This window comes from Marinobacter gudaonensis (genome assembly GCF_900115175.1).
Taxonomy (GTDB): domain Bacteria; phylum Pseudomonadota; class Gammaproteobacteria; order Pseudomonadales; family Oleiphilaceae; genus Marinobacter; species Marinobacter gudaonensis.
Map to the genome: position 1 here is coordinate 168,361 of NZ_FOYV01000001.1, position 18,904 is coordinate 187,264.

Annotated in this window: 15 protein-coding genes and 2 tRNA genes; 10 read left to right on the forward strand and 7 right to left on the reverse strand. The window is 58.1% G+C overall.

Features of this window, described 5'->3' with window-relative positions; all coding sequences use genetic code 11:
* Window positions 1-13 precede the first annotated feature (13 nt).
* Window positions 14-2,425, reverse strand: coding sequence for a bifunctional diguanylate cyclase/phosphodiesterase (locus tag BM344_RS00850; RefSeq protein ID WP_091990644.1), 2,412 nt, complete (start codon window positions 2,423-2,425; stop codon window positions 14-16).
* Window positions 2,426-2,664: 239 nt separating this feature from the next.
* On the opposite strand from BM344_RS00850, the gene ccoM reads away from it, so the two are divergent.
* Window positions 2,665-2,820, forward strand: coding sequence for a cytochrome c oxidase subunit CcoM (ccoM, locus tag BM344_RS17525; protein ID WP_167363197.1), 156 nt, complete (start codon window positions 2,665-2,667; stop codon window positions 2,818-2,820).
* A gap of 41 nt (window positions 2,821-2,861) precedes the next feature.
* Here ccoM and BM344_RS00855 read toward each other — a convergent pair.
* From BM344_RS00855 to BM344_RS00865, 3 genes are all read right to left on the reverse strand, one after another.
* Window positions 2,862-2,937: transfer RNA gene (locus BM344_RS00855), tRNA-Glu, on the reverse strand.
* 104 nt (window positions 2,938-3,041) lie between these two features.
* Window positions 3,042-3,959, reverse strand: a complete 918-nt coding sequence (locus tag BM344_RS00860) for a TIGR01777 family oxidoreductase (RefSeq protein ID WP_091984918.1) — start codon at window positions 3,957-3,959, stop codon at window positions 3,042-3,044.
* Between the two features lie 53 nt (window positions 3,960-4,012).
* Window positions 4,013-4,387, reverse strand: coding sequence for a sirohydrochlorin chelatase (locus BM344_RS00865; RefSeq protein WP_091984921.1), 375 nt, complete (start codon window positions 4,385-4,387; stop codon window positions 4,013-4,015).
* Window positions 4,388-4,496: 109 nt separating this feature from the next.
* On the opposite strand from BM344_RS00865, the gene BM344_RS00870 reads away from it, so the two are divergent.
* From BM344_RS00870 to BM344_RS00895, 6 genes are all read left to right on the forward strand, one after another.
* Window positions 4,497-5,099: a DUF924 family protein gene (locus BM344_RS00870; RefSeq protein WP_091984923.1), complete on the forward strand. Its 603-nt coding sequence runs from the start codon at window positions 4,497-4,499 to the stop codon at window positions 5,097-5,099.
* 176 nt (window positions 5,100-5,275) lie between these two features.
* Window positions 5,276-5,992 (forward strand): murein L,D-transpeptidase catalytic domain family protein, encoded by a 717-nt coding sequence (locus BM344_RS00875; protein ID WP_091984926.1) that lies wholly within the window; start codon window positions 5,276-5,278, stop codon window positions 5,990-5,992.
* Between the two features lie 58 nt (window positions 5,993-6,050).
* Window positions 6,051-6,126, forward strand: a tRNA-Gly gene (locus BM344_RS00880).
* Between the two features lie 138 nt (window positions 6,127-6,264).
* A complete protein-coding gene (locus tag BM344_RS00885; protein WP_091984929.1) occupies window positions 6,265-7,059 on the forward strand; it encodes an MOSC domain-containing protein in 795 nt (264 codons plus the stop codon).
* Window positions 7,060-7,067: 8 nt separating this feature from the next.
* On the forward strand, window positions 7,068-9,020 hold the full coding sequence (locus BM344_RS00890; RefSeq protein ID WP_091984932.1) for an ATP-binding cassette domain-containing protein: 1,953 nt from the start codon (window positions 7,068-7,070) through the stop codon (window positions 9,018-9,020).
* The gene (locus BM344_RS00895) at window positions 9,017-9,685 is read left to right on the forward strand and encodes a DUF6901 family protein (RefSeq protein ID WP_091984934.1); all 669 of its coding nucleotides are present in this window, start codon (window positions 9,017-9,019) and stop codon (window positions 9,683-9,685) included. The genes BM344_RS00890 and BM344_RS00895 overlap by 4 nt, the downstream gene beginning before the upstream one ends.
* 68 nt (window positions 9,686-9,753) lie before the next feature.
* Here BM344_RS00895 and BM344_RS00900 read toward each other — a convergent pair whose 3' ends face one another.
* Complete coding sequence (locus BM344_RS00900) at window positions 9,754-10,185, reverse strand: universal stress protein (protein WP_091984937.1); 432 nt, start codon at window positions 10,183-10,185, stop codon at window positions 9,754-9,756.
* A gap of 168 nt (window positions 10,186-10,353) precedes the next feature.
* The gene (locus BM344_RS00905) at window positions 10,354-11,172 is read right to left on the reverse strand and encodes a hypothetical protein (protein WP_091984940.1); all 819 of its coding nucleotides are present in this window, start codon (window positions 11,170-11,172) and stop codon (window positions 10,354-10,356) included.
* Window positions 11,173-11,600: 428 nt separating this feature from the next.
* Between BM344_RS00905 and fadB the strand changes: the two genes are divergently transcribed.
* The 3 genes from fadB (at window position 11,601) to topA (ending at window position 17,854) form a co-directional block, all read left to right on the forward strand.
* A complete protein-coding gene (gene fadB / locus BM344_RS00910; RefSeq protein WP_091984942.1) occupies window positions 11,601-13,748 on the forward strand; it encodes a fatty acid oxidation complex subunit alpha FadB in 2,148 nt (715 codons plus the stop codon).
* A gap of 32 nt (window positions 13,749-13,780) precedes the next feature.
* Window positions 13,781-14,956, forward strand: a complete 1,176-nt coding sequence (fadA, locus tag BM344_RS00915; protein WP_091984945.1) for an acetyl-CoA C-acyltransferase FadA — start codon at window positions 13,781-13,783, stop codon at window positions 14,954-14,956.
* 261 nt (window positions 14,957-15,217) lie between these two features.
* Window positions 15,218-17,854, forward strand: coding sequence for a type I DNA topoisomerase (gene topA, locus BM344_RS00920; RefSeq protein ID WP_091984948.1), 2,637 nt, complete (start codon window positions 15,218-15,220; stop codon window positions 17,852-17,854).
* Window positions 17,855-17,913: 59 nt separating this feature from the next.
* Here topA and BM344_RS00925 read toward each other — a convergent pair whose 3' ends face one another.
* Complete coding sequence (locus BM344_RS00925; RefSeq protein ID WP_091984950.1) at window positions 17,914-18,789, reverse strand: NAD(P)-dependent oxidoreductase; 876 nt, start codon at window positions 18,787-18,789, stop codon at window positions 17,914-17,916.
* Window positions 18,790-18,904 lie beyond the last annotated feature (115 nt).

Below are 18,904 nucleotides of genomic sequence, written 5' to 3' on the forward strand. Positions count from 1 at the left end.
GGGATGTGAGGGTCTACACCCGGTGATTTGTGGACAGCCAGGCTTCGAAGTCCGGGGCCGGTAATGGCCGGCTGTAGAAATAGCCCTGGGAAAAGTCGCAGCCTTCCTTCTTGAGGAAATGGGTCTGCGACTCCTCTTCCACGCCTTCGGCAATCACTCGTAAACCCAGGCTGTGAGCCATGTTGATAATGGCGCGTACCAGCGAGGCATCCTCGGGCTCCTTCATCACATCCTGAACAAAGGATTTATCGATTTTCAACGTATCAAAGGGATAGCTCTTGAGATAGCTGAGTGCCGAGTAGCCAGTGCCGAAATCATCCACCGAAAGCCGAATCCCGGCCTTGTCGAGCTGGCGCAGAATCTCGGCTGTCTCAATGGAGTTGTCGAGAATCAGACGCTCGGTGATTTCCAGTTCGAGCTGGTCCGGGGCAAGACCGCTGGCAGACAGTGCCCGCATCACGGCATCGGTGAAGCCCGGGTCCCGGAACTGGCGGGGAGACACATTCACCGAGATGCCGATGTCCCGGCCCGTGGCCCGTTTCCAGGCAACGGCGGCCCGACAGGACTCCTCCAGCACCCATTCCCCGATGGGCGTGATCAATCCGGTTTCCTCGGCAAGAGGAATGAAGCGGTCGGGCATAACCATGCCCATGGAGGGATTGTTCCAGCGCAGCAGGGCTTCGGCCGAGACCAGGGTGCCAGAATCCGTGTTAACGATGGGCTGGAAGTAGAGCTCGAACTCCTTGAGCTCCAGGGCCCGGCGCATGCTCGATTCCATCTTCAGGCGTTCGTGGGACACCTCGGTCATTTCCGGAGCAAAATGGGCGAAGGAGCTCTTGCCCATGTGCTTGGCCTGGTACATGGCGGCATCGGCATGCTGGAGCAGGGTGCCGCTGTTGTCGGAATCGGTCGGGAAGATGGCAATGCCGATGCTCGTGGTGACGAAAACTTCCTGGCCGTTCAGGATATAGGGCGGTGTGAAGGTTTTCAGGATCCGCTCCGCCACCTGGGAGGAGGCTTCCGGGCCGGTCAGTCCCGGGAGGATCACGAGAAATTCATCGCCGCCCAGGCGTGCGACTGTGCTGGTGCCCCGCAGACAGCTTGAAATCCGCCTTGCCGCTTCGATCAGCAGGTTGTCGCCGGCATCGTGTCCCAGGGTGTCATTGATATGCTTGAAATTATCAAGGTCGAGGAACATCACGCCCACCAGCGAGTTTTCACGCCGTGCCTGGGCCAAAGCGAGCTTCAGTCGGTCCAGCGCCAGCATCCGGTTAGGCAGGCCGGTCAGGATGTCGTAATTCGCCTGACGCAACAGCTGTTGTTCATAACGCTTACGGATGCTGATGTCCTCACCGAGGATAAGATAGCCCGTGGTTGAGCCGCTCTCATCTTTGATGGGGGTTACGATGAGCTGTTCCCAGAAGCGTTCTCCGTTGCGTCGGACGCTGTTCACTTCCCCCTGCCAGACGCCCACTCGCTGGACCTGCAACCGGATGGACTGCCATAGGTGCCGGTTCTCGCGGTTTTCGATGTCGTTGTCGCCCAGCGCACCCGGGTGTTTGCCAATAATGCTGCTGGCCTCGTATCCAGTCAGCTGCGTGAATTTCTGGTTGGCAAACTCGACCCGCCACTGCCGATCGCAGATCAATACCGACGAGGGGCTTTGCTCAATCGCCTTGGAGAATTTCCGGATTTCGGCGGCATCTCTCTGTTGGCGCTCCATGTCGGCATTGAGGCGTTCGCGCATCTGATTGATGGCCTCGGTAACCCGCCCCAGTTCGTCATTGCGGTTGCCAGGGGTGTTTGGCCGATCCAGAACCAGTGGTTGGGATCCGGACTCGAGCGAGAAATCCCGGGCGTAATTGGCCATGGTCGTGAGATGCCGGGCAACAAAATGCTGAAATATCCAGATGATCAGGATGGAGACAAAGAACGTCTTGAGAAACTGTGTGAGCAGAATTACGCCGACCTTGCGTTTGAGGTCGTCGTACACCCGCTCGAGATTGGCGGTTACGGTCAGTTCGCCCAGCTTGAACATTTCATCGCCCTGGTGCACCAGGCTGAAGCTGTGGGACGTGGTCGCCGCATCTCTCGGGATGTCCCCCATGACAAGCTCGGAATCCGGCTCGATACGAAGCCTGAGGTGTACCACGTCCGGGAGGCTGAGAATGCCCTCCATTTGCGTTTGCAGCAGTTTCTGGTCGAGAGCCCAGAGGCTTCGGGCCAGGCTTGACGAATAACCGGCTTCCACCACTTCCATGCGGTTGTTGATCTGGGAGAGGTCTTTGCGGTAGTCGGAATAGATCTGGATTGCGGAGGCAACAAGGGTGAACGCAGAGCTGAACAGGAGGATCCAGGCCAGAAGCCGGAATGACAGGGGAGACCCTGTGCGAAAACGTTGCAGACGCGTCGACAGTTTTTGCATGTCGTTAAATTCAGCCACCTGGACGGGTTCGGAGATCGGACGGATTCCGTTTTCCCGACTATAGCAGCAGTTTCTTTCAAATGCCTCGCAAATGCAGGAAAAATCGAGAGAAATGTGGCGCTGTTCAGTATTTGTGCGTATCGGGAGCAGAGGGCCGTGTTTGATCTGGATCAATACCCCGAGAGAGGGCCCGGCGTAATCTGAGTTTAGTCAAGTTCACTCAGGAAAGGAGACGCGCCATGTATATGGATGCTGTGGTTATTTCAGGTATCGCGACAGTGCTTCTGATTGTCGGATTTTTCGTAGGGGTTGGCATCTTCGTGATGAAGGATCAGAAGGAGCATGGACCTCAGCGAGCAGCCAGAAAAGATGGGCAGGGCAAAAAGCCAGCTTAGTATTCGGGAATTTTGTTTCAGGAAGGATGGGTGGGAAAAATTGGCGTCCCCTAGGGGGTTCGAACCCCTGTTGCCGCCGTGAAAGGGCGGAGTCCTAGGCCACTAGACGAAGGGGACGCAACGTTTTCAACACCTTGCCTCGTCGAGGTGGCGCGTATATTAAGAAAGGCCCCCGGCGGTGTCAACGACTTTTGTGAAAAAAGCTGCGCCCAAGCGCCCTGTCACCGACCTTTGCCCGGGGCGGTAGCATTCTCCAACGCCTGCGATAGATCCGGATAGCGAAACGGATAACCGCCATCCATCAGTCGCGCCGGCATGGCTTTCTGTCCGGTCAACAGCAACCTTGCCATCTCGCCCAGGGCGACCTTGAGCACAGGCGCGGGCACAGGAAAGATGGTCGGGCGACCAAGAACCTTCCCGAGTGTCCGAGTGAATTCCGTATTCGTTACCGGGTTGGGGCTGACCACGTTGTAGGCGCCGGCGGCTTCCGGCGTTTCAAGCATCCACACCAGAGCCCCTACAACGTCTTCCCGATGAACCCAGGGCATGTACTGTTGGCCATTACCAAGGCGACCGCCCAGACCGAGCCGAAACGGCGGCAGCATCCGCTCGAGGAATCCGCCGCCGGGGCCGGCAACCACGCCGGTGCGTGAAAAGCATACCCGTACGCCATCCTGTTCCAGTGGCCCGGCCGCTGCTTCCCAATCCCGGCACAGTCGGTGGGTAAACTCATCGTGAGGCGGTGTGTCCTCGGTTACTGTTTCAGCACCCTGATCACCGTAGAAGCCAACGGCGGAGCCGGACACCAGCACTTCCGGCCGCTTATCCCAGCTTCTAATCACCTCGACGAGGGTCTTGGTGACGCCTATGCGGCTGTCTCTGAGGGCCTCCTTGCGTGAGCTGGACCATCGTTTGTCGGCGATGCCCTCACCGGCAAGGTTGATGACGGCATCGAATCCTCCGTGGCCCCGAAGATGTTCCAGGCTGCGCACCGCGTCGACACGCCCGCAACACGCCTTGACGGACTCCGGAGGCTGTCGGCTGAAAATCGTCAGTTCGTGTTTCCGTTCGTGAAGCTGCCGGCACAGGGCCTGGCCTATAAAGCCAGTGCCGCCGGTGACAAGTATCCGTTTTGCCATGGTTGATCCTCCGTCTGCCTGTTCAGCAACCGACGCTTGGCGACGACGCTCTCTCAGGCCGGCGCCTGTTCCAATTGAAGCATAACAACGTCCCGGATTGCTTCGCCGAGGAGCGGGTTTTCCCCGATAGGCGGTGCCAGTCGAATCCGGGCTCCGTGGGTTTTCTCCAGATCGGCAATCATGGCCGGTACGTCTTTGCGCAGATGACGGCCGGCCGCCAGGAACAGTGGTACGATGATCACGTCTCTGGTGCCTCGGCTGACGGCCTCTCCAATGACGGTATCCATGGAAGGCTCGGCCAGCTCCATGTAGGCGATGCGGGCATCGTCGATTGACTTCAGCGTCGGTTCCGCCAGTTTCTCGAAGGTCTCACACCAACGCTTGTCACTGCTTCCATGGGCCAACAGAATGATGCAGGGGCTGTTCATTACCTCTCCCGGGGTTCAAGTGTGGTAGTCAGTTTGGTGGGGGCGGTCGTAAATTCCGCTCCAGACCAAGTTACGGAGTGATGTTCCTAAATTAGCAGGGTGACGCAGAATGTTCGATTGGAAAGAGATTCTGGATTTCTGGTTCGGTGAATTGGATGAGAACGGCTTGCCGGATGCGGAGCATCGAAACCGGTGGTTTCGCTCGGATCGCCGGTTTGACCAGGAAATCCGGCGCCGCTTCCTTTCCATGGTGCTGTTCGCATCGGAACAGGGTCTTGATCATTGGCGTAAAGAGGCCGGTGGCGTGCTGGCGGAAATCATTCTGCTTGATCAGTTCTCACGCAATATTTTCCGGGGTGCTGCCATGGCGTTCGAGCAGGATCGCCAGGCGCGCAAGCTCTGCCGCCAGGCCATGCAGAAGGGCCAGGACATGATGCTGCCCCCGGTCCATCGAGCCTTTCTGTATATGCCTTTGCAGCATTCCGAACGTCTGGAAGACCAGGACGATTCGGTGGAGTGCTACGAGCAGCTCGCCCGATCCACCCAGGGCCTCGTTTCCGACTTCATGGGCAGTTTTCTGCAATCCGCCCGGGATCATCGGGACATTATTGCGCGATATGGCCGCTTTCCCCACAGGAACCGTGCGCTGTCCCGGTTCTCGACTTCGCAAGAGCTGGACTATCTCAAGGGTGGTCGGAGTTTTGGCCAGTAAAGGCGATGGCATGCCGCATTACCGGGCTCCAAGTACGGCTTTTTCGTTAAATTTTTGTATAAAAATCGTACATTCGGAAGGCGTTGGCAAATTTGGCTGATAAAATGCGCGACACTGAATTCCGGAAAGGCGGCAGTCTTCCACACCGCCCATGAGCATCTTATCGAGGACAGTTGATGAAAAACACACGGCGTTCCGTGCTGGCAACGGTGGCCCTGGTCCTGGGATTCATCTGGTCAGCGTCGGCATTTTCGGCTTCTCTCGACGATCAGTTACTGGCCCGGCTGGGGCAATCCGCACCGAAAATCGATAAGCAGGTCCTGAAAACGGCCTTCAGTGCTTCCCGTTGCGCGATTTCCAACGGTGTGGACATGCCAGACCGGCTGGCGGTGATTGATTTCTCGCTGCCCTCAACGGAGGAGCGGCTGTGGATTTTTGACCTGAACACCGGAAAACTGTTGCTCCGGGACCTCGTGGCCCATGGCAGGAATTCTGGCAACCTGGAGTCAACCGAGTTTTCCAACGTAGAAGGCAGTCATCAATCAAGCATCGGGTTGTTCCGTGCCAGCGAGAGCTACTATGGAAAGCACGGTTACTCGTTGCGTCTGGATGGCCTCGAGCCCGGTATCAACGATCTGGCCCGGCAGCGTGCCATTGTCATTCACGGTGCAGACTATGTGAATGAGGACTGGATCCACAAGTATGGTCGCATTGGTCGTAGTCATGGCTGTCCGGCCGTGGACAACCAGGTCGTCCGCAAGGTGGTCGACAACCTGAAAGGAGGGCAGTTGGTGTTCAAGTACTTCCCCGACCAGCAGTGGCTCCACAGTTCCGGTTTCCTTAAATGTGACAACCGGACACTGGCAGGAAAAAACCTGAAAAAAAGTGGTTGACGGCTTCAACTGGATCCGTAGAATACGCCTCCGTTGTCGGTAACAGCCGATCAGCATTGCGGGAATAGCTCAGTTGGTAGAGCACAACCTTGCCAAGGTTGGGGTCGCGAGTTCGAATCTCGTTTCCCGCTCCAGAATTCCAGAACCCGGTCCTGAAAAGGCCCGGGTTTTTTCGTTTCCGGACCCCTCGAACTCGGTTACCGAAGCCTCGGTCGGGTATACTCTCCGGCCGGAGTATCCCGTTTCATTCGCCCGGTGGAGGTTCGCCTGCCATGAAGGTTCACTCGCTCTTCGTTTACCCGGTCAAAGCCCTCTCGGGCATCGAAGTCCCTGCGTTTGCAATGGATGATTTCGGCCCCGAGCATGACAGGCGCTGGATGATCATCGATGAGGATCGACGGTTTGTCACCCAGCGTGAGCACCCGGAGCTCGCCCTGATAACAACGTCGCTTGAGAACGGGCAGGTGAGGGTAGAGATTCCTGGAGAGGGCAACTACCCCCTGGTGCAGACGACGGAAGAGTTGCGCGTACTGGTCTGGCAGGACTGGGTCAAAGCCATCGGTGCCGAGCCGCGGGCCAATGAGGCCCTGAGCCGTTTTTGCGGCAAGCCGGTACGCTTTGTGTTCATGCCGGACACCAGTTTCCGGCGGGTAGATGCCGGTCGTGTTGAAGCATACCGCCGTGTGGGCTTCGCCGATGGTTTTCCGTTTCTGATCACCAGCACATCCTCTCTGGAGGAGCTGAACGGCCGGCTGGATACACCGGTGGAAATGCGCCGGTTCCGTCCCAATATTGTGATCGATGGGACACAGCCGTGGGACGAGGACGGTTGGCAGGAGTTGACCATTGCTGAGCAGGTTTTCAGTATTGTGAAGCCCTGTTCCCGTTGCGTGGTCACCACGGTGGACCCGGAGTCGGGGACCAAAGATCCTGAAGTTCAGCCTCTTCGCACACTCTCTCGCTATCGCCGAACTCCCGATGGAGTGATTTTCGGGCAGAATGCCATCCACGAATCGACGGGGAGGATTCGCGTGGGCGATCCCGTCACTGTAAAACGATCGGAGTAGAATCAAACGTGCCACTCTTAACTCTGGATGCCGTGTCGCTGGCCTATGGTATGCACCCGCTGCTGGACGACGCTTCGCTGGTAATCGATGCCGGCGAGCGGGTCTGTTTGCTCGGACGTAACGGTGAGGGCAAATCCACCCTGCTGAAGATTGTCAGCGGAGACGTGGTACCCGATGGCGGAGTCGTGCGGCTGGAGGACGGTGCCGTGCTGGCGGTTCTGCCACAGAATCTGCCGGTCAACGATTCCAGGACCGCCTACGAAGTTGTCTCCGGTGCGTTTCCGGAGACCGGCGAGCTACTGGCAGAGTTTCACCAGCTGTCACAGCAGGCAGACGAAGCCGGACTCGATCGACTGATGAAGGTGCAGGAGCGCCTGGAAGCCCTGGATGGCTGGCGCCTGGATCAGAAAGTGACCACCATCCTGGGACAATACGGTGTAGACGCTGACCGACGGCTGAACACTCTGTCTGGCGGCTGGCAGCGACGGGTCCTGCTGGCCCGGGCGCTGGTTGCCGATCCCGACATCCTGTTACTGGATGAGCCCACCAACCACCTGGATGTGCCTGCCATCGCGTGGCTCGAGGAAGCCCTCGGGCAGTTTCGCGGCGCCATGCTGTTTGTCAGCCACGACCGCGCCTTTATACGCAGCATGGCCACGCGCATTGTGGAGCTGGACCGGGGTAAACTGGTGAGTTTCGCTGCCACTTACGATCGCTATCTTGAGCTCAAAGAGAAGGCCCTGGAGGAAGAGGAGCGTCAGAATGCGCTGTTCGACAAGCGCCTGAAGCAGGAAGAGGCCTGGATTCGACAGGGTATCAAGGCCCGGCGGACTCGCAACATGGGTCGCGTGCGAGCACTCAAGGCCATGCGCGAGGAACATCGGCAGCGCCGCAACCGGGGCGGTACCGCCAGTTTCGCAGTAGAAGAGGCAGCCCGTTCCGGAAAGCTGGTGGTGGAGACCCGGGACGCCGGCTTCCATTATCCGGACGGAACTCCGGTGATTCGCGACATGAATCTCACCATCCTGCGTGGCGACAAGATTGGCCTGGTCGGAGAAAACGGCACCGGCAAAACCACCCTGGTTCGGCTCCTGCTGGGAGGGCTGAAACCCACTGAGGGCGCGGTGCGCCTGGGTACCAATCTGCAGGTGGCCTATTTCGACCAGCTCCGGGGAGAGCTGGATCTGGAGCGGAACGCCCTTGATAACCTCTCAGAAGGCAGGGAATACATCGATATCAATGGCCAGAGCAAACATGTGCTGGGCTATCTCCAGGAGTTCCTGTTCACGCCCGAGCGGGCGCGCTCGCCGGTTCGGGTGTTCTCGGGCGGGGAGCGGGCAAGACTTCTGCTTGCCAAACTGTTCAGTAAGCCTGCCAATATTCTGGTGCTTGATGAGCCGACCAACGATCTCGACGTAGAAACTCTGGAGTTGCTTGAAGAGCAATTGGCGGAATTTTCCGGAACCGTGATCGTGATCAGCCACGACCGGGAATTTCTTGATAATGTAGTCACCGAAACGATCTTTCTTGACGGCTCCGGTCGGGTCCGGGAGTTTGTTGGCGGATACACCGACTGGCGCCGGCAAGGCGGCAGGTTTCCCTCAGAAGCGGGTGGAAATCGACCTGACAAGCAGGACAAGGCGCCCAGGGAGGAGAAAGCGCCTGCCGAACACCACGGTGGGGCTTCCGAAAAGGCCGTCGGTGGTTCCGTTAAGGAAAGCAAGGCTCGGCCAGCCAAGCTCAGTTACAAACTCAAGCTGGAACTGGAGCAGCTGCCGGGGCAGATTGAGGCATTGGAGCAGGAAGTCGCCAGCCTGCAGCAGATAATATCGTCACCAGATTTTTATTCAGGCCCGCCGAATGAAGTCTCGGCCACTCTGGAGCAGTTGACGGAAACGGAGAGCCGTCTGGAGAAGGTCATCGAGCGGTGGATGGAGCTGGAAGAACAGGCAAATCAATGAATGTGAATTACAGTTTCAGTTTTAAAGACGGCCGCGCGGTCGAATTCAAGGTCACGGATCAGCCTACCACCCGGACCGGCAGCCTGCCCGCGTGGACCCGGCTCGAGCATTGCCAGTGCAGCAACTGTCCGCTCAAGGCATCGGAGTCACCGCATTGTCCCGCGGCCACAGAAATTCTTCCGGTGGTGGAGGCTTTCCAGGCCGAGGACGCTTATCAGAAGGTGGCCGTGAAAGTCACCGATGACCGGCGCAGCTATGCCAAGGAAACGTCCCTCGAGGAGGCACTGCGTTCGCTTCTCGGTCTCAAGATGGCCACCAGTGGATGCCCTGTGCTGTCGGAGCTCAAGCCCATGGCCGTCCACCACCTGCCGTTTGCCAGCAGCGATGAGTTCATCATGCGCAGCGTTTCCCACTATCTGCTTCAGCAGTACTTCGCCAAACGCAACCACCAGACGCCCGACTGGGAACTGAAGGGGCTGGTGGAGCGCAACCAGAGGCTACAGCTGGTAAATCAGGCGCTCTGGCAGCGAATTCATTCGGTCTGCAAAGGGGACAGCAATCTCAAGGCCCTGCTGAACTTCTTTTCTATGGCTTCGAGCGTCAGTTTTTCCCTGGAGAGCCAGCTGCGCAAGCTGGAAGCCAAAATGAAAGGGGAAGGTGGCTGAGACAGCTCAGCCGGATGGCAGCCCGGGATAAGCGATTCCCGGGCTGGTGTTAGAGGCTGGCCAGGCTGTCAGTGAATGCGCACCGCAAGCACATCGCATTCGGTGCCATGCAGAACTCCGTTGGCTGTTGACCCGAGCAGCAACTGGAAGCCTTTTCTCCCGTGGCTGCCGACAATCACCAGATCAACCTCCTGCTCTTTGGCCAACCGATGGATTTCCGATTCGGGGCGTCCCACAGTCACCACCTGATTTTCCTTCGCAACGCCGTATTGATCGCCGTAGGCGCTCAGTTGCTCCCGCGCGGCTTTGTCGAGCTGGTCCTGCAGCTCGGTCAGGTCCATCGGGATATCGCCGCCGTAGGCGTAGCCAACGGGCTCAACCACGTGTACCAGCATCAAGTCAGCGCCATGGGCCTCACAGACGGCCTTGGCCTTGTCGAGGACCTGTGGGGCTTCTTCCGTAAGATCAATGGCAACAAGCATTTTCTTGTAGGCAGACATCGTATCGCTCCTTCGTACACGGCTTTTGTATTGAGGATAGTACCTTAACTCTAATCGGAAAAGGCGGGTGCCGATCTGACAGGCATCAAGAATTCAATAATAGGGCAGTTACGATGGGGAGGTTGGCCCGCCGTTGGAGAGACGGGCCGGATCACTGATCAGAAATGGTCAGGCGTTGCCCTTAAGCAGCCGAATCGTGGTGGCCAGCCCGTCAAGGATACCTTTCGAGTACCTGTCAATCACGAAGCCAACGTTGTTCTCGTTGTAGTTGATGTAAGAACCGCGGATGAACTGCCACTTGGAGATGATGTCGTCGAGGGTGGCTTTAAGTTCCGGGGAGTTATCGCCCTGGGCAACGGATGCCAGGAGTTTGTCGAGCTGCCGGGCCTGTTCATCCAGTGGTACTTCCAGATCGGAGCCCTGGAACGTCTGCGCCACCGAAGAATTCGTCCGCACCGAGTACTTTGCCATCATCTGGGCCATTTTGACTGCAGCGGAGCGCGCTGCCTCAACCCGTGGGCTGGTCTCGGTCTGGGAGCTTTCCTGGGCGATACGGTAGAGCTCAGTGGCCTTTTCGTTCATGGTCAGGGCCTGGTTGGCCATGTCGGATACCAGGCGGAGATCGGGGTAGCCCCGGTTGCGAACATCGTTGATGTTGTCGCGCATGAGATTCTTGAACTTGTCGAACTCCTGGTTCAGGGAATTCAGTTCCTCTTCAGACAACGCGGTGGAGTCGCTGCCCGTAAGATTGTTCATGGCATCGTTGGCCGCATTTATGCCCTGGACGATCTCATTAAGGGTGTCGGTGTCGCCGGTGCCGCTGAAGCGATAGTAGGCGTCCAGCGCCATGTAGTTACTGACGCGGAAACTGTGCAGGTTGGAGAGGAATCCGTCGGCACCTTCCTGGGCCTGGGCGCTCATGGATGTCACTACCAGCAAAACAAGTGCGGTGATCAGCGATCGGACCCGCAGGTAAGCGTCTTTCATCGGATGGGGCTCCGTAATACGGTTTTATTATTGTGGACCAAAGTCGTAGGTCGAAGGTAAAGTAACTCCGACAGCCAATCAAGCAGTTTTGGCGCCGCCGGCTCAGGCAAATGTAAAGAACTATTAAATTTGCGTGATGAAGTTCCGGTTTTCTCTCAGCACTGGCCTGCAGTGCTCTGAAATATAACAACTCCGCATCAGATTCTTCGGCCGCCCCCGGTTTTTCGGGGACTTTTGCAGCCCTTCCGAAAGAAACAAATTGACAAACGCGCTGTTTTTTTTCATCGTGTGCCCTCACGATTCAAACGACTGTATGAATTTTGGATCGAATGATCGGGCAGTGACCGAAATCTCGCTGCACAAGCAGCCGGCTCGAACGCATTGGCGCCGGTTGTCAGCAGTTCCAAACACAGACTGGAGATCAGTTGATGATTTACGAAGGTAAAGCCATCACGGTTAAAGAGATCGAAGGCGGGATCGCGCAGTTGAACTTCGACTTGCAGGGCGAGTCAGTCAACAAGTTCAACCGTCTCACCATCGAAGAGCTGGGCGCAGCGGCTGAAGCGCTCAAAGCCCAGAAGAATCTGAAGGGTCTGGTCGTTACCAGCTCCAAGGACAGCTTCATTGTCGGTGCCGATATCACCGAGTTCACCGAGCTGTTTGCCGGTTCTGAGGAAGACCTCGTTGCCAACAACCTGCGCGCCAACGAAGTCTTCAATGCCATTGAAGACCTGCCGTTCCCGACCGTAACCGCGATCAACGGCATTGCCCTGGGCGGCGGTTTCGAGATGTGCCTGGCCACGGACTACCGTGTTATGGCGCCCAAGGCCAAGGTTGGTCTGCCGGAAGTGAAACTGGGTATCTTCCCGGGCTTCGGTGGCACCGTGCGCCTGTCGCGCCTGGTGGGTGTGGACAACGCGGTTGAGTGGATTTCCGGCGGTGCTGAAAACCGTGCCGATGCGGCCCTCAAGACCGGCGCCGTGGATGCGGTGGTTGAGAATGCCAAACTGGTTGAGTCTGCTGTTGCCATCATCAATCAGTGCAACGACGGCAAGCTGGACTACCAGGCGCGTCGCGAAGAGAAGAAAGGCAAGATCAAGCTCAACGCCATGGAAAGCATGATGGCGTTCGAGATTTCCAAGGCGTTCGTGGCCGGCAAGGCTGGCAAGAACTACCCGGCGCCGGTGGAAGCCATCAAGACCATGCAGAAGCATGCCGGCATGACCCGTGACAAGGCCCTGGAAGTAGAGGCCAAGGGCTTCGCCAAGATGGCGAAGACCAACGTGGCTGCCTGTCTGGTTGGCCTGTTCCTGAACGACCAGGCCCTCAAGAAGAAAGCCAGTGCCTGGGGTAAGGAAGCGTCTGATGTCAACCTGGCGGCCGTTCTCGGCGCGGGCATCATGGGCGGTGGTGTGGCCTTCCAGTCTGCACTGAAAGGCACCCCGATCATCATGAAGGACATCAACCAGGACGGCATCAAGCTGGGCCTGAATGAAGCCAAGAAGCTGCTGTCCAAGCGTGTTGCCAAAGGCAAGATGGACGCTGGCCAGATGGGTGACGTGCTCAACAACATCACGCCAACCCTCAACTACGGCGACTTCAAGAACGTTGATCTGGTGGTTGAGGCGGTTGTTGAAAACCCGAAGGTGAAAGACGCGGTTCTGCGCGAAACCGAAGATGCGGTTCGTGAGGACACCATCCTGACCTCCAACACCTCCACCATCTCCATCAACCTTCTGGCCAAGAACCTGAAGCGTCCGGAGAACTTCTGCGGCATGCACTTCTTTAACCCGGTGCACATGATGCCCCTGGTTGAGGTTATCCGCGGCGAGAAGACCAGCGATCGCGCCATTGCTACCACCGTGGCCTACGCCAAGGCCATGGGCAAGACTCCGATCGTCGTCAACGACTGCCCGGGCTTCCTGGTGAACCGTGTTCTGTTCCCGTACTTCGGCGGTTTTGCCGCGCTGGTGCGCGACGGTGCCGATTTCCAGAAGATCGACAAGGTCATGGAGAAGTTTGGCTGGCCCATGGGTCCTGCCTACCTGCTGGACGTGGTTGGCATGGACACCGCCAAGCACGCCAACGAGGTGATGGCTGACGGCTTCCCCGAGCGCATGAAGGCCGACTTCAAGTCTGCCATTGACGTGATGTTCGAGAACAAGCGTTACGGTCAGAAGAACGACAAAGGCTTCTACAAGTACGAAGAAGACAAGAAGGGCAAGCCCAAGAAGGTTGTCGACGAAGAAACCTACAAGCTCATCGAGCCTGTGGTGAACGGCAAGAAGGACTTCGAGGAAGACGAGATCATCGCCCGCATGATGATCCCGCTGTGCCTGGAAACCGTTCGCTGCCTCGAAGACAACATTGTTGAAGATCCGGCCGATGCAGACATGGGCCTGATCTACGGTATCGGTTTCCCTCCGTTCCGTGGTGGTGCTCTGCGCTACATCGACGACATGGGCGTCGACAAGTTCGTCGAACTGGCAGACAAGTATGCAGATCTTGGTCCTCTGTACGCACCGACCGAGAAGCTGCGTGAAATGGCCAAGACTGGCAAGAAGTTCTTTGGCTAACCCTTACGAGATTTCCGAACGGAGAAAGATCTATGAGCCTTAATCCGAGAGACGTTGTCGTCGTCGATTGCGTGCGGACTCCGATGGGTCGTGCCAAAAACGGCTGTTTCCGCAACGTACGCGCCGAGACCCTGTCGGCCGCGCTGATTGAAGCACTGTTTGAGCGCAACCCGAAGCTCGACCCGAAAGAAGTGGAAGATGTGATCTGGGGCTGTGTGAACCAGACCAAGGAGCAGGGCTTTAACGTAGCCCGGCAGATCTCCCTGCTGACCCGCATTCCTCACGAGTCTGCGGCCCAGACCGTCAACCGTCTGTGCGGTTCCGCAATGAGCGCGATCCACACCGCGGCCCAGGCCATCATGACCGGCAATGGCGACGTGTTCTTCGTGGGTGGTGTCGAGCACATGGGTCACGTACCCATGACCGAAGGCTTCGACCACAATCCGGCCGCATCCAAATACTCCGCCAAGGCCTCCAACATGATGGGCCTGACCGCGGAAATGCTGGCCAAGATGCACGGTATTACCCGTGAGCAGCAGGACGAGTTCGGTGCCCGGTCCCACCGCCTGGCACATGAAGCCACCGTTGAAGGTCGCTTCAAGAACGAAATCGTGCCGATCGAAGGTCACGACGAGAACGGTTTTGTGAAGCTGATCGAAGAGGACGAGACCATTCGCCCGGAAACCACCGCTGAGTCACTGTCTCAGTTGCGTCCGGCGTTTGATCCGAAAAACGGTACCGTGACTGCCGGTACGTCCTCACAGCTGACCGACGGCGCTGCAGCCATGGTGCTGATGTCCGCCGAGCGTGCCGAAGCCCTGGGCCTGAAGCCGATTGCAAAGATCCGCAGCATGGCGGTTGCCGGCTGTGATCCCGCGATCATGGGCTACGGTCCGGTTCCAGCCACCAAGAAGGCGCTCAAGCGTGCAGGCCTTAAAGTCGAAGACATCGACTTCTGGGAACTGAACGAAGCCTTCGCAGGCCAGTCGCTGCCGGTTCTGAAGGACCTGAAGCTGCTGGGCGTGATGGAAGAGAAGGTGAACCTGAACGGCGGCGCGATTGCCCTTGGCCATCCGCTGGGCTGTTCCGGTGCCCGGATCTCCACAACCCTGCTGAACGTGATGCAGGCCAAAGGCGGTAAGCTTGGTGTCTCCACCATGTGTATCGGCCTCGGCCAGGGCATTGCCACCGTGTGGGAGCGCCTCTGATCGGCCCCGCTGATCAGTAAGCGAATGCAAGGCCCGGCGTATGCCGGGCCTTGTTGTTTAGGGCATGGGAAAATGCGATCGCGCGCAGAAAAAGGCAGGCCTTTAACAAAGAATGGGTTGTCTTGCCTATCTTGACCCTGTAAAACAGTGAGCCTATACAGAATGGCAGCCTCTGTGGTTTCCAGTTGCCTGATTTTTATGCGAGTTTACGGTTCTGGTCAGAAAACAACCGAATGATCGCCAAGGATACAGATCTCCGATATGGGTAAAAGTCTCGTTATTGTCGAGTCGCCAGCGAAAGCGAAGACCATCAACAAATACCTGGGCTCCGATTACATCGTTAAGTCCAGTGTTGGCCACATCCGTGACCTGCCGGTGAGCGGGAGCGGCAGCCAGTCTGATCCCAAGGAGCGGGCAAAGCAGGCAGCCGCCACCCGTAAGATGAGTCCTGAAGAAAAGGCCGCGCATAAGAAGCGCAAGGCGCGGGAGCAACTGGTTGCCCGTATGGGGGTGGATCCGGACAGGGACTGGAGTGCCCGATACGAAATCCTGCCTGGCAAGGAAAAGGTGGTCAGCGAACTCAAGCGGCTGGCCAAGTCGGCAGACCACATTTATCTGGCGACGGATTTGGACCGGGAAGGGGAGGCCATTGCCTGGCACCTCCAGCAAACCATTGGTGGCGAGCCGGACAAATACCGGCGGGTGGTGTTCAACGAGATCACCAAGCGTGCCATTCAGGAAGCCTTCAAGGACCCGGGTAATCTTGACAACAACCGGGTAAACGCCCAGCAGGCCCGCCGATTCCTGGATCGCGTTGTGGGCTATATGGTGTCGCCGCTGCTGTGGGCCAAGATTGCCCGCGGGCTCTCCGCAGGCCGGGTGCAGTCCGTCGCCGTGCGACTGATCGTCGAGCGTGAGCGTGAAATCCGCAAATTTGTGCCGGAAGAGTTCTGGCAGTTGCACGCTGATTTGCTGTCTGGCAAAGCCGACCAGCCAGTTCGCTTCGAGGTAACCCGCCACGGAGACAAAGCTTACCGCCCGATCAATGAACAGCAAAGCACCGAACATGTTAATCGCCTCAAGGCCGGCACCTTCAAGGTGGCCAAGCGTGAGGACAAGCCAACCCGCTCGCGGCCGTCCGCGCCGTTCATTACCTCGACCCTGCAACAGGCGGCGAGCAACCGCATGGGCTTCAGCGTCAAGAAGACCATGATGCTGGCCCAGCGCCTCTACGAGGCGGGTTTCATCACCTACATGCGTACCGATTCCACCAACCTGAGCCAGGACGCGGTGGCCAGTTGTCGAAGCTTTATCCAGAAACAGTTTGGCGATCGGTACATGCCCGAGAAGCCTCGTGTCTATGGCAGCAAGGAAGGCGCCCAGGAGGCCCACGAGGCCATCAGGCCGACCGAGGTGAGTCGTCGGCCCTCCGATATCACCGGCCTGGAAAAAGACGCAGAGAAGCTCTACGACCTGATCTGGCGCCAGTTCATTGCCTGCCAGATGTCCGATGCGGAATTCCTGAGCACCTCGATTGTGGTGGCCAATGGCGACTACGAACTCCGCACCCGTGGCCGCATCATCAAATTCGATGGTTTCCTGAAGGCAGCACCGCAGGCCGCCAAGAAAGACGAGGACATCGCGCTGCCGGATATACAGGTAGACGAGGTGCTCGATCTCAAGAAACTCGATCCCAGCCAGCACTTCACCAAGCCGGCGCCACGTTACACGGAAGCCAGTCTGGTCAAGGAACTGGAGAAGCAGGGCATTGGTCGGCCCTCCACCTACGCCTCAATCATCTCCACCATCCAGGACCGGGGCTATGTGCGCCTGCAGAACCGGCGCTTCTACGCCGAGAAGATGGGCGAAATCGTCACCGAACGCCTGTCGGAATCCTTCCCGAACCTGATGGATTTTGACTTCACGGCGAGGATGGAAGACGAGCTCGACGAGATCGCCGAGGGTGACGTTGACTGGAAAAAGGTGCTGAACGACTTTTACGGTCGTTTCCGGCAGCAGCTGGAGAAGGCCGAAAGCCCCGAAGAGGGCGGTATGCGCGCCAATACCCCCACGGAGACCGACATACCGTGTCCCACCTGTGGCCGCAACATGCAGATCCGGGTGGCCAGCACGGGTGTGTTCCTGGGCTGTTCCGGGTATTCACTGCCGCCGAAAGAACGCTGCAAGACCACCATCAACCTGGTGTCCGGCGACGAAGTGGTCAGTGCCGACGACGACGTGGAAGGCGAGGGCGAAACAAGACTGCTGCGCAAAAAGCGTCGCTGCCCCAAGTGCGGCACCGCGATGGACAGCTACCTGGTGGACGAAACCCGGAAGCTCCACGTGTGTGGTAACAACCCGGACTGCTCCGGCTACGAGGTGGAGAAGGGCACCTTCCGGATCAAGGGCTACGATGGGCCGACCCTGGAGTGTGATAAGTGCGGTTCCGAGATGCAGCTGAAAACCGGCCGTTTCGGCAAGTACTTCGGCTGCACCAACGCCGAGTGCAAGAACACCCGCAAGCTGCTGAAAAACGGTGAGCCTGCGCCGCCCAAGATGGATCCGGTGCCCATGCCGGAGCTGCAGTGCCAGAAAGTGGACGATACCTACGTGCTCCGGGATGGCGCCTCAGGGCTGTTCCTGGCGGCCAGCAAGTTTCCCAAGAACCGTGAGACCCGTCCGCCCCTGGTGATGGAGATCAAGCCCCATCGCAAGGAAGTTGACCCCAAATACGATTACCTGATGGATGCCCCGGAGCGGGATCCGGAAGGTAATCCCACGGTGATCCGTTACAGTCGCAAGACCAAGGAACAGTACGTGATGTCGGAGAAGGATGGCAAAGCGACAGGCTGGTCGGCGTGGTATGTGAACGGGAAGTGGCAGCCCAAAGAGAAGTAGCGCGACTCCTCAATTCCCCTCTCCCGCCAGGGGAGAGGGGGCGTTACCACCATTCTCTCCTAGCGAAACTTCCGCAGCCTCTGGATCAGCGACGACGTATCCCAACGATTCCCGCCCATGGACTGCACGTCTGCGTAGAACTGGTCCACCAGCGCGGTTACCGGCAGTGAGGCGTTGATCTTGCGGGCCTCGTCGAGGCAGAACCCCAGATCCTTGCGCATCCAGTCCACCGCAAAGCCGTGGTTGAATTCGCCGGCAATCATGGTTCCGGAGCGGTTTTCCATCTGCCAGGATTGGGCGGCACCCTTGGAAATCACATCCACCACCTTTTCCACATCCATGCCTGCCTGTTCGGCGAAGTGCAGGGCCTCTGACAGCCCCTGAACCAGGCCGGCAATGGCAATCTGGTTCACCATCTTGGTTTTCTGTCCGCTACCCACGGGGCCCATCAGGGTGACGGCCCGACCGTAGTTGTCCATCACCGGCTTTGCCTTGGTAAAAGCCGTCTCGGGTCCGCCGCACATAACGGTGAGCTTGCCGTTCTCTGCGCCTTGCTGGCCACCCGACACCGGGGCGTCGATAAAGGCCTGGTTTCGTTCTGCGGCCGCCGCAGACAAGCACTCGGCGATACCAGCGGAGGCCGTCGTGTGGTCAATCAGGATAGCGCCCTCCGGAGCCTTGGCAATGATGCCGTCGTCGCCCTGGAAGACTTCGACCAGATCCTTGTCTGCGCCCACGCAGGTCATGACAAATTCCGAACCCTGCACGGCCTCCGCGATGGTTTTGCACGCCGTACCCTGGTATTCGCCGGCCCATTGCTCGGCTTTTGAGGAGGTACGGTTCCATACGCGCACCTGGTAGCCGGCCTTTGCCAGGTGGCCCGCCATCGGGTAGCCCATCACGCCCAGGCCAATGAAGGATACTGTCGTTGTCATAGTGATCTCCGCCTGCTGTAAGTTGCTGATTATGATTGGTTGTGAACAGGATCGTATAACAGGAAACAGGCAAGAGCATACCGCAGATCCGGCGCTCGTGCTTTTTCGTTTGATA

What these genes read in the sequence shown, in the direction of transcription:
- BM344_RS00850 (WP_091990644.1), bottom strand. Translation starts at nt 2,425, where the DNA reads ATGCAAAAACTGTCGACGCGTCTGCAACGTTTTCGCACAGGGTCTCCC.
- ccoM (WP_167363197.1), top strand. Translation starts at nt 2,665, where the DNA reads ATGTATATGGATGCTGTGGTTATTTCAGGTATCGCGACAGTGCTTCTG.
- BM344_RS00860 (WP_091984918.1), bottom strand. Translation starts at nt 3,959, where the DNA reads ATGGCAAAACGGATACTTGTCACCGGCGGCACTGGCTTTATAGGCCAG.
- BM344_RS00865 (WP_091984921.1), bottom strand. Translation starts at nt 4,387, where the DNA reads ATGAACAGCCCCTGCATCATTCTGTTGGCCCATGGAAGCAGTGACAAG.
- BM344_RS00870 (WP_091984923.1), top strand. Translation starts at nt 4,497, where the DNA reads ATGTTCGATTGGAAAGAGATTCTGGATTTCTGGTTCGGTGAATTGGAT.
- BM344_RS00875 (WP_091984926.1), top strand. Translation starts at nt 5,276, where the DNA reads ATGAAAAACACACGGCGTTCCGTGCTGGCAACGGTGGCCCTGGTCCTG.
- BM344_RS00885 (WP_091984929.1), top strand. Translation starts at nt 6,265, where the DNA reads ATGAAGGTTCACTCGCTCTTCGTTTACCCGGTCAAAGCCCTCTCGGGC.
- BM344_RS00895 (WP_091984934.1), top strand. Translation starts at nt 9,017, where the DNA reads ATGAATGTGAATTACAGTTTCAGTTTTAAAGACGGCCGCGCGGTCGAA.
- BM344_RS00900 (WP_091984937.1), bottom strand. Translation starts at nt 10,185, where the DNA reads ATGTCTGCCTACAAGAAAATGCTTGTTGCCATTGATCTTACGGAAGAA.
- BM344_RS00905 (WP_091984940.1), bottom strand. Translation starts at nt 11,172, where the DNA reads ATGAAAGACGCTTACCTGCGGGTCCGATCGCTGATCACCGCACTTGTT.
- fadB (WP_091984942.1), top strand. Translation starts at nt 11,601, where the DNA reads ATGATTTACGAAGGTAAAGCCATCACGGTTAAAGAGATCGAAGGCGGG.
- fadA (WP_091984945.1), top strand. Translation starts at nt 13,781, where the DNA reads ATGAGCCTTAATCCGAGAGACGTTGTCGTCGTCGATTGCGTGCGGACT.
- topA (WP_091984948.1), top strand. Translation starts at nt 15,218, where the DNA reads ATGGGTAAAAGTCTCGTTATTGTCGAGTCGCCAGCGAAAGCGAAGACC.
- BM344_RS00925 (WP_091984950.1), bottom strand. Translation starts at nt 18,789, where the DNA reads ATGACAACGACAGTATCCTTCATTGGCCTGGGCGTGATGGGCTACCCG.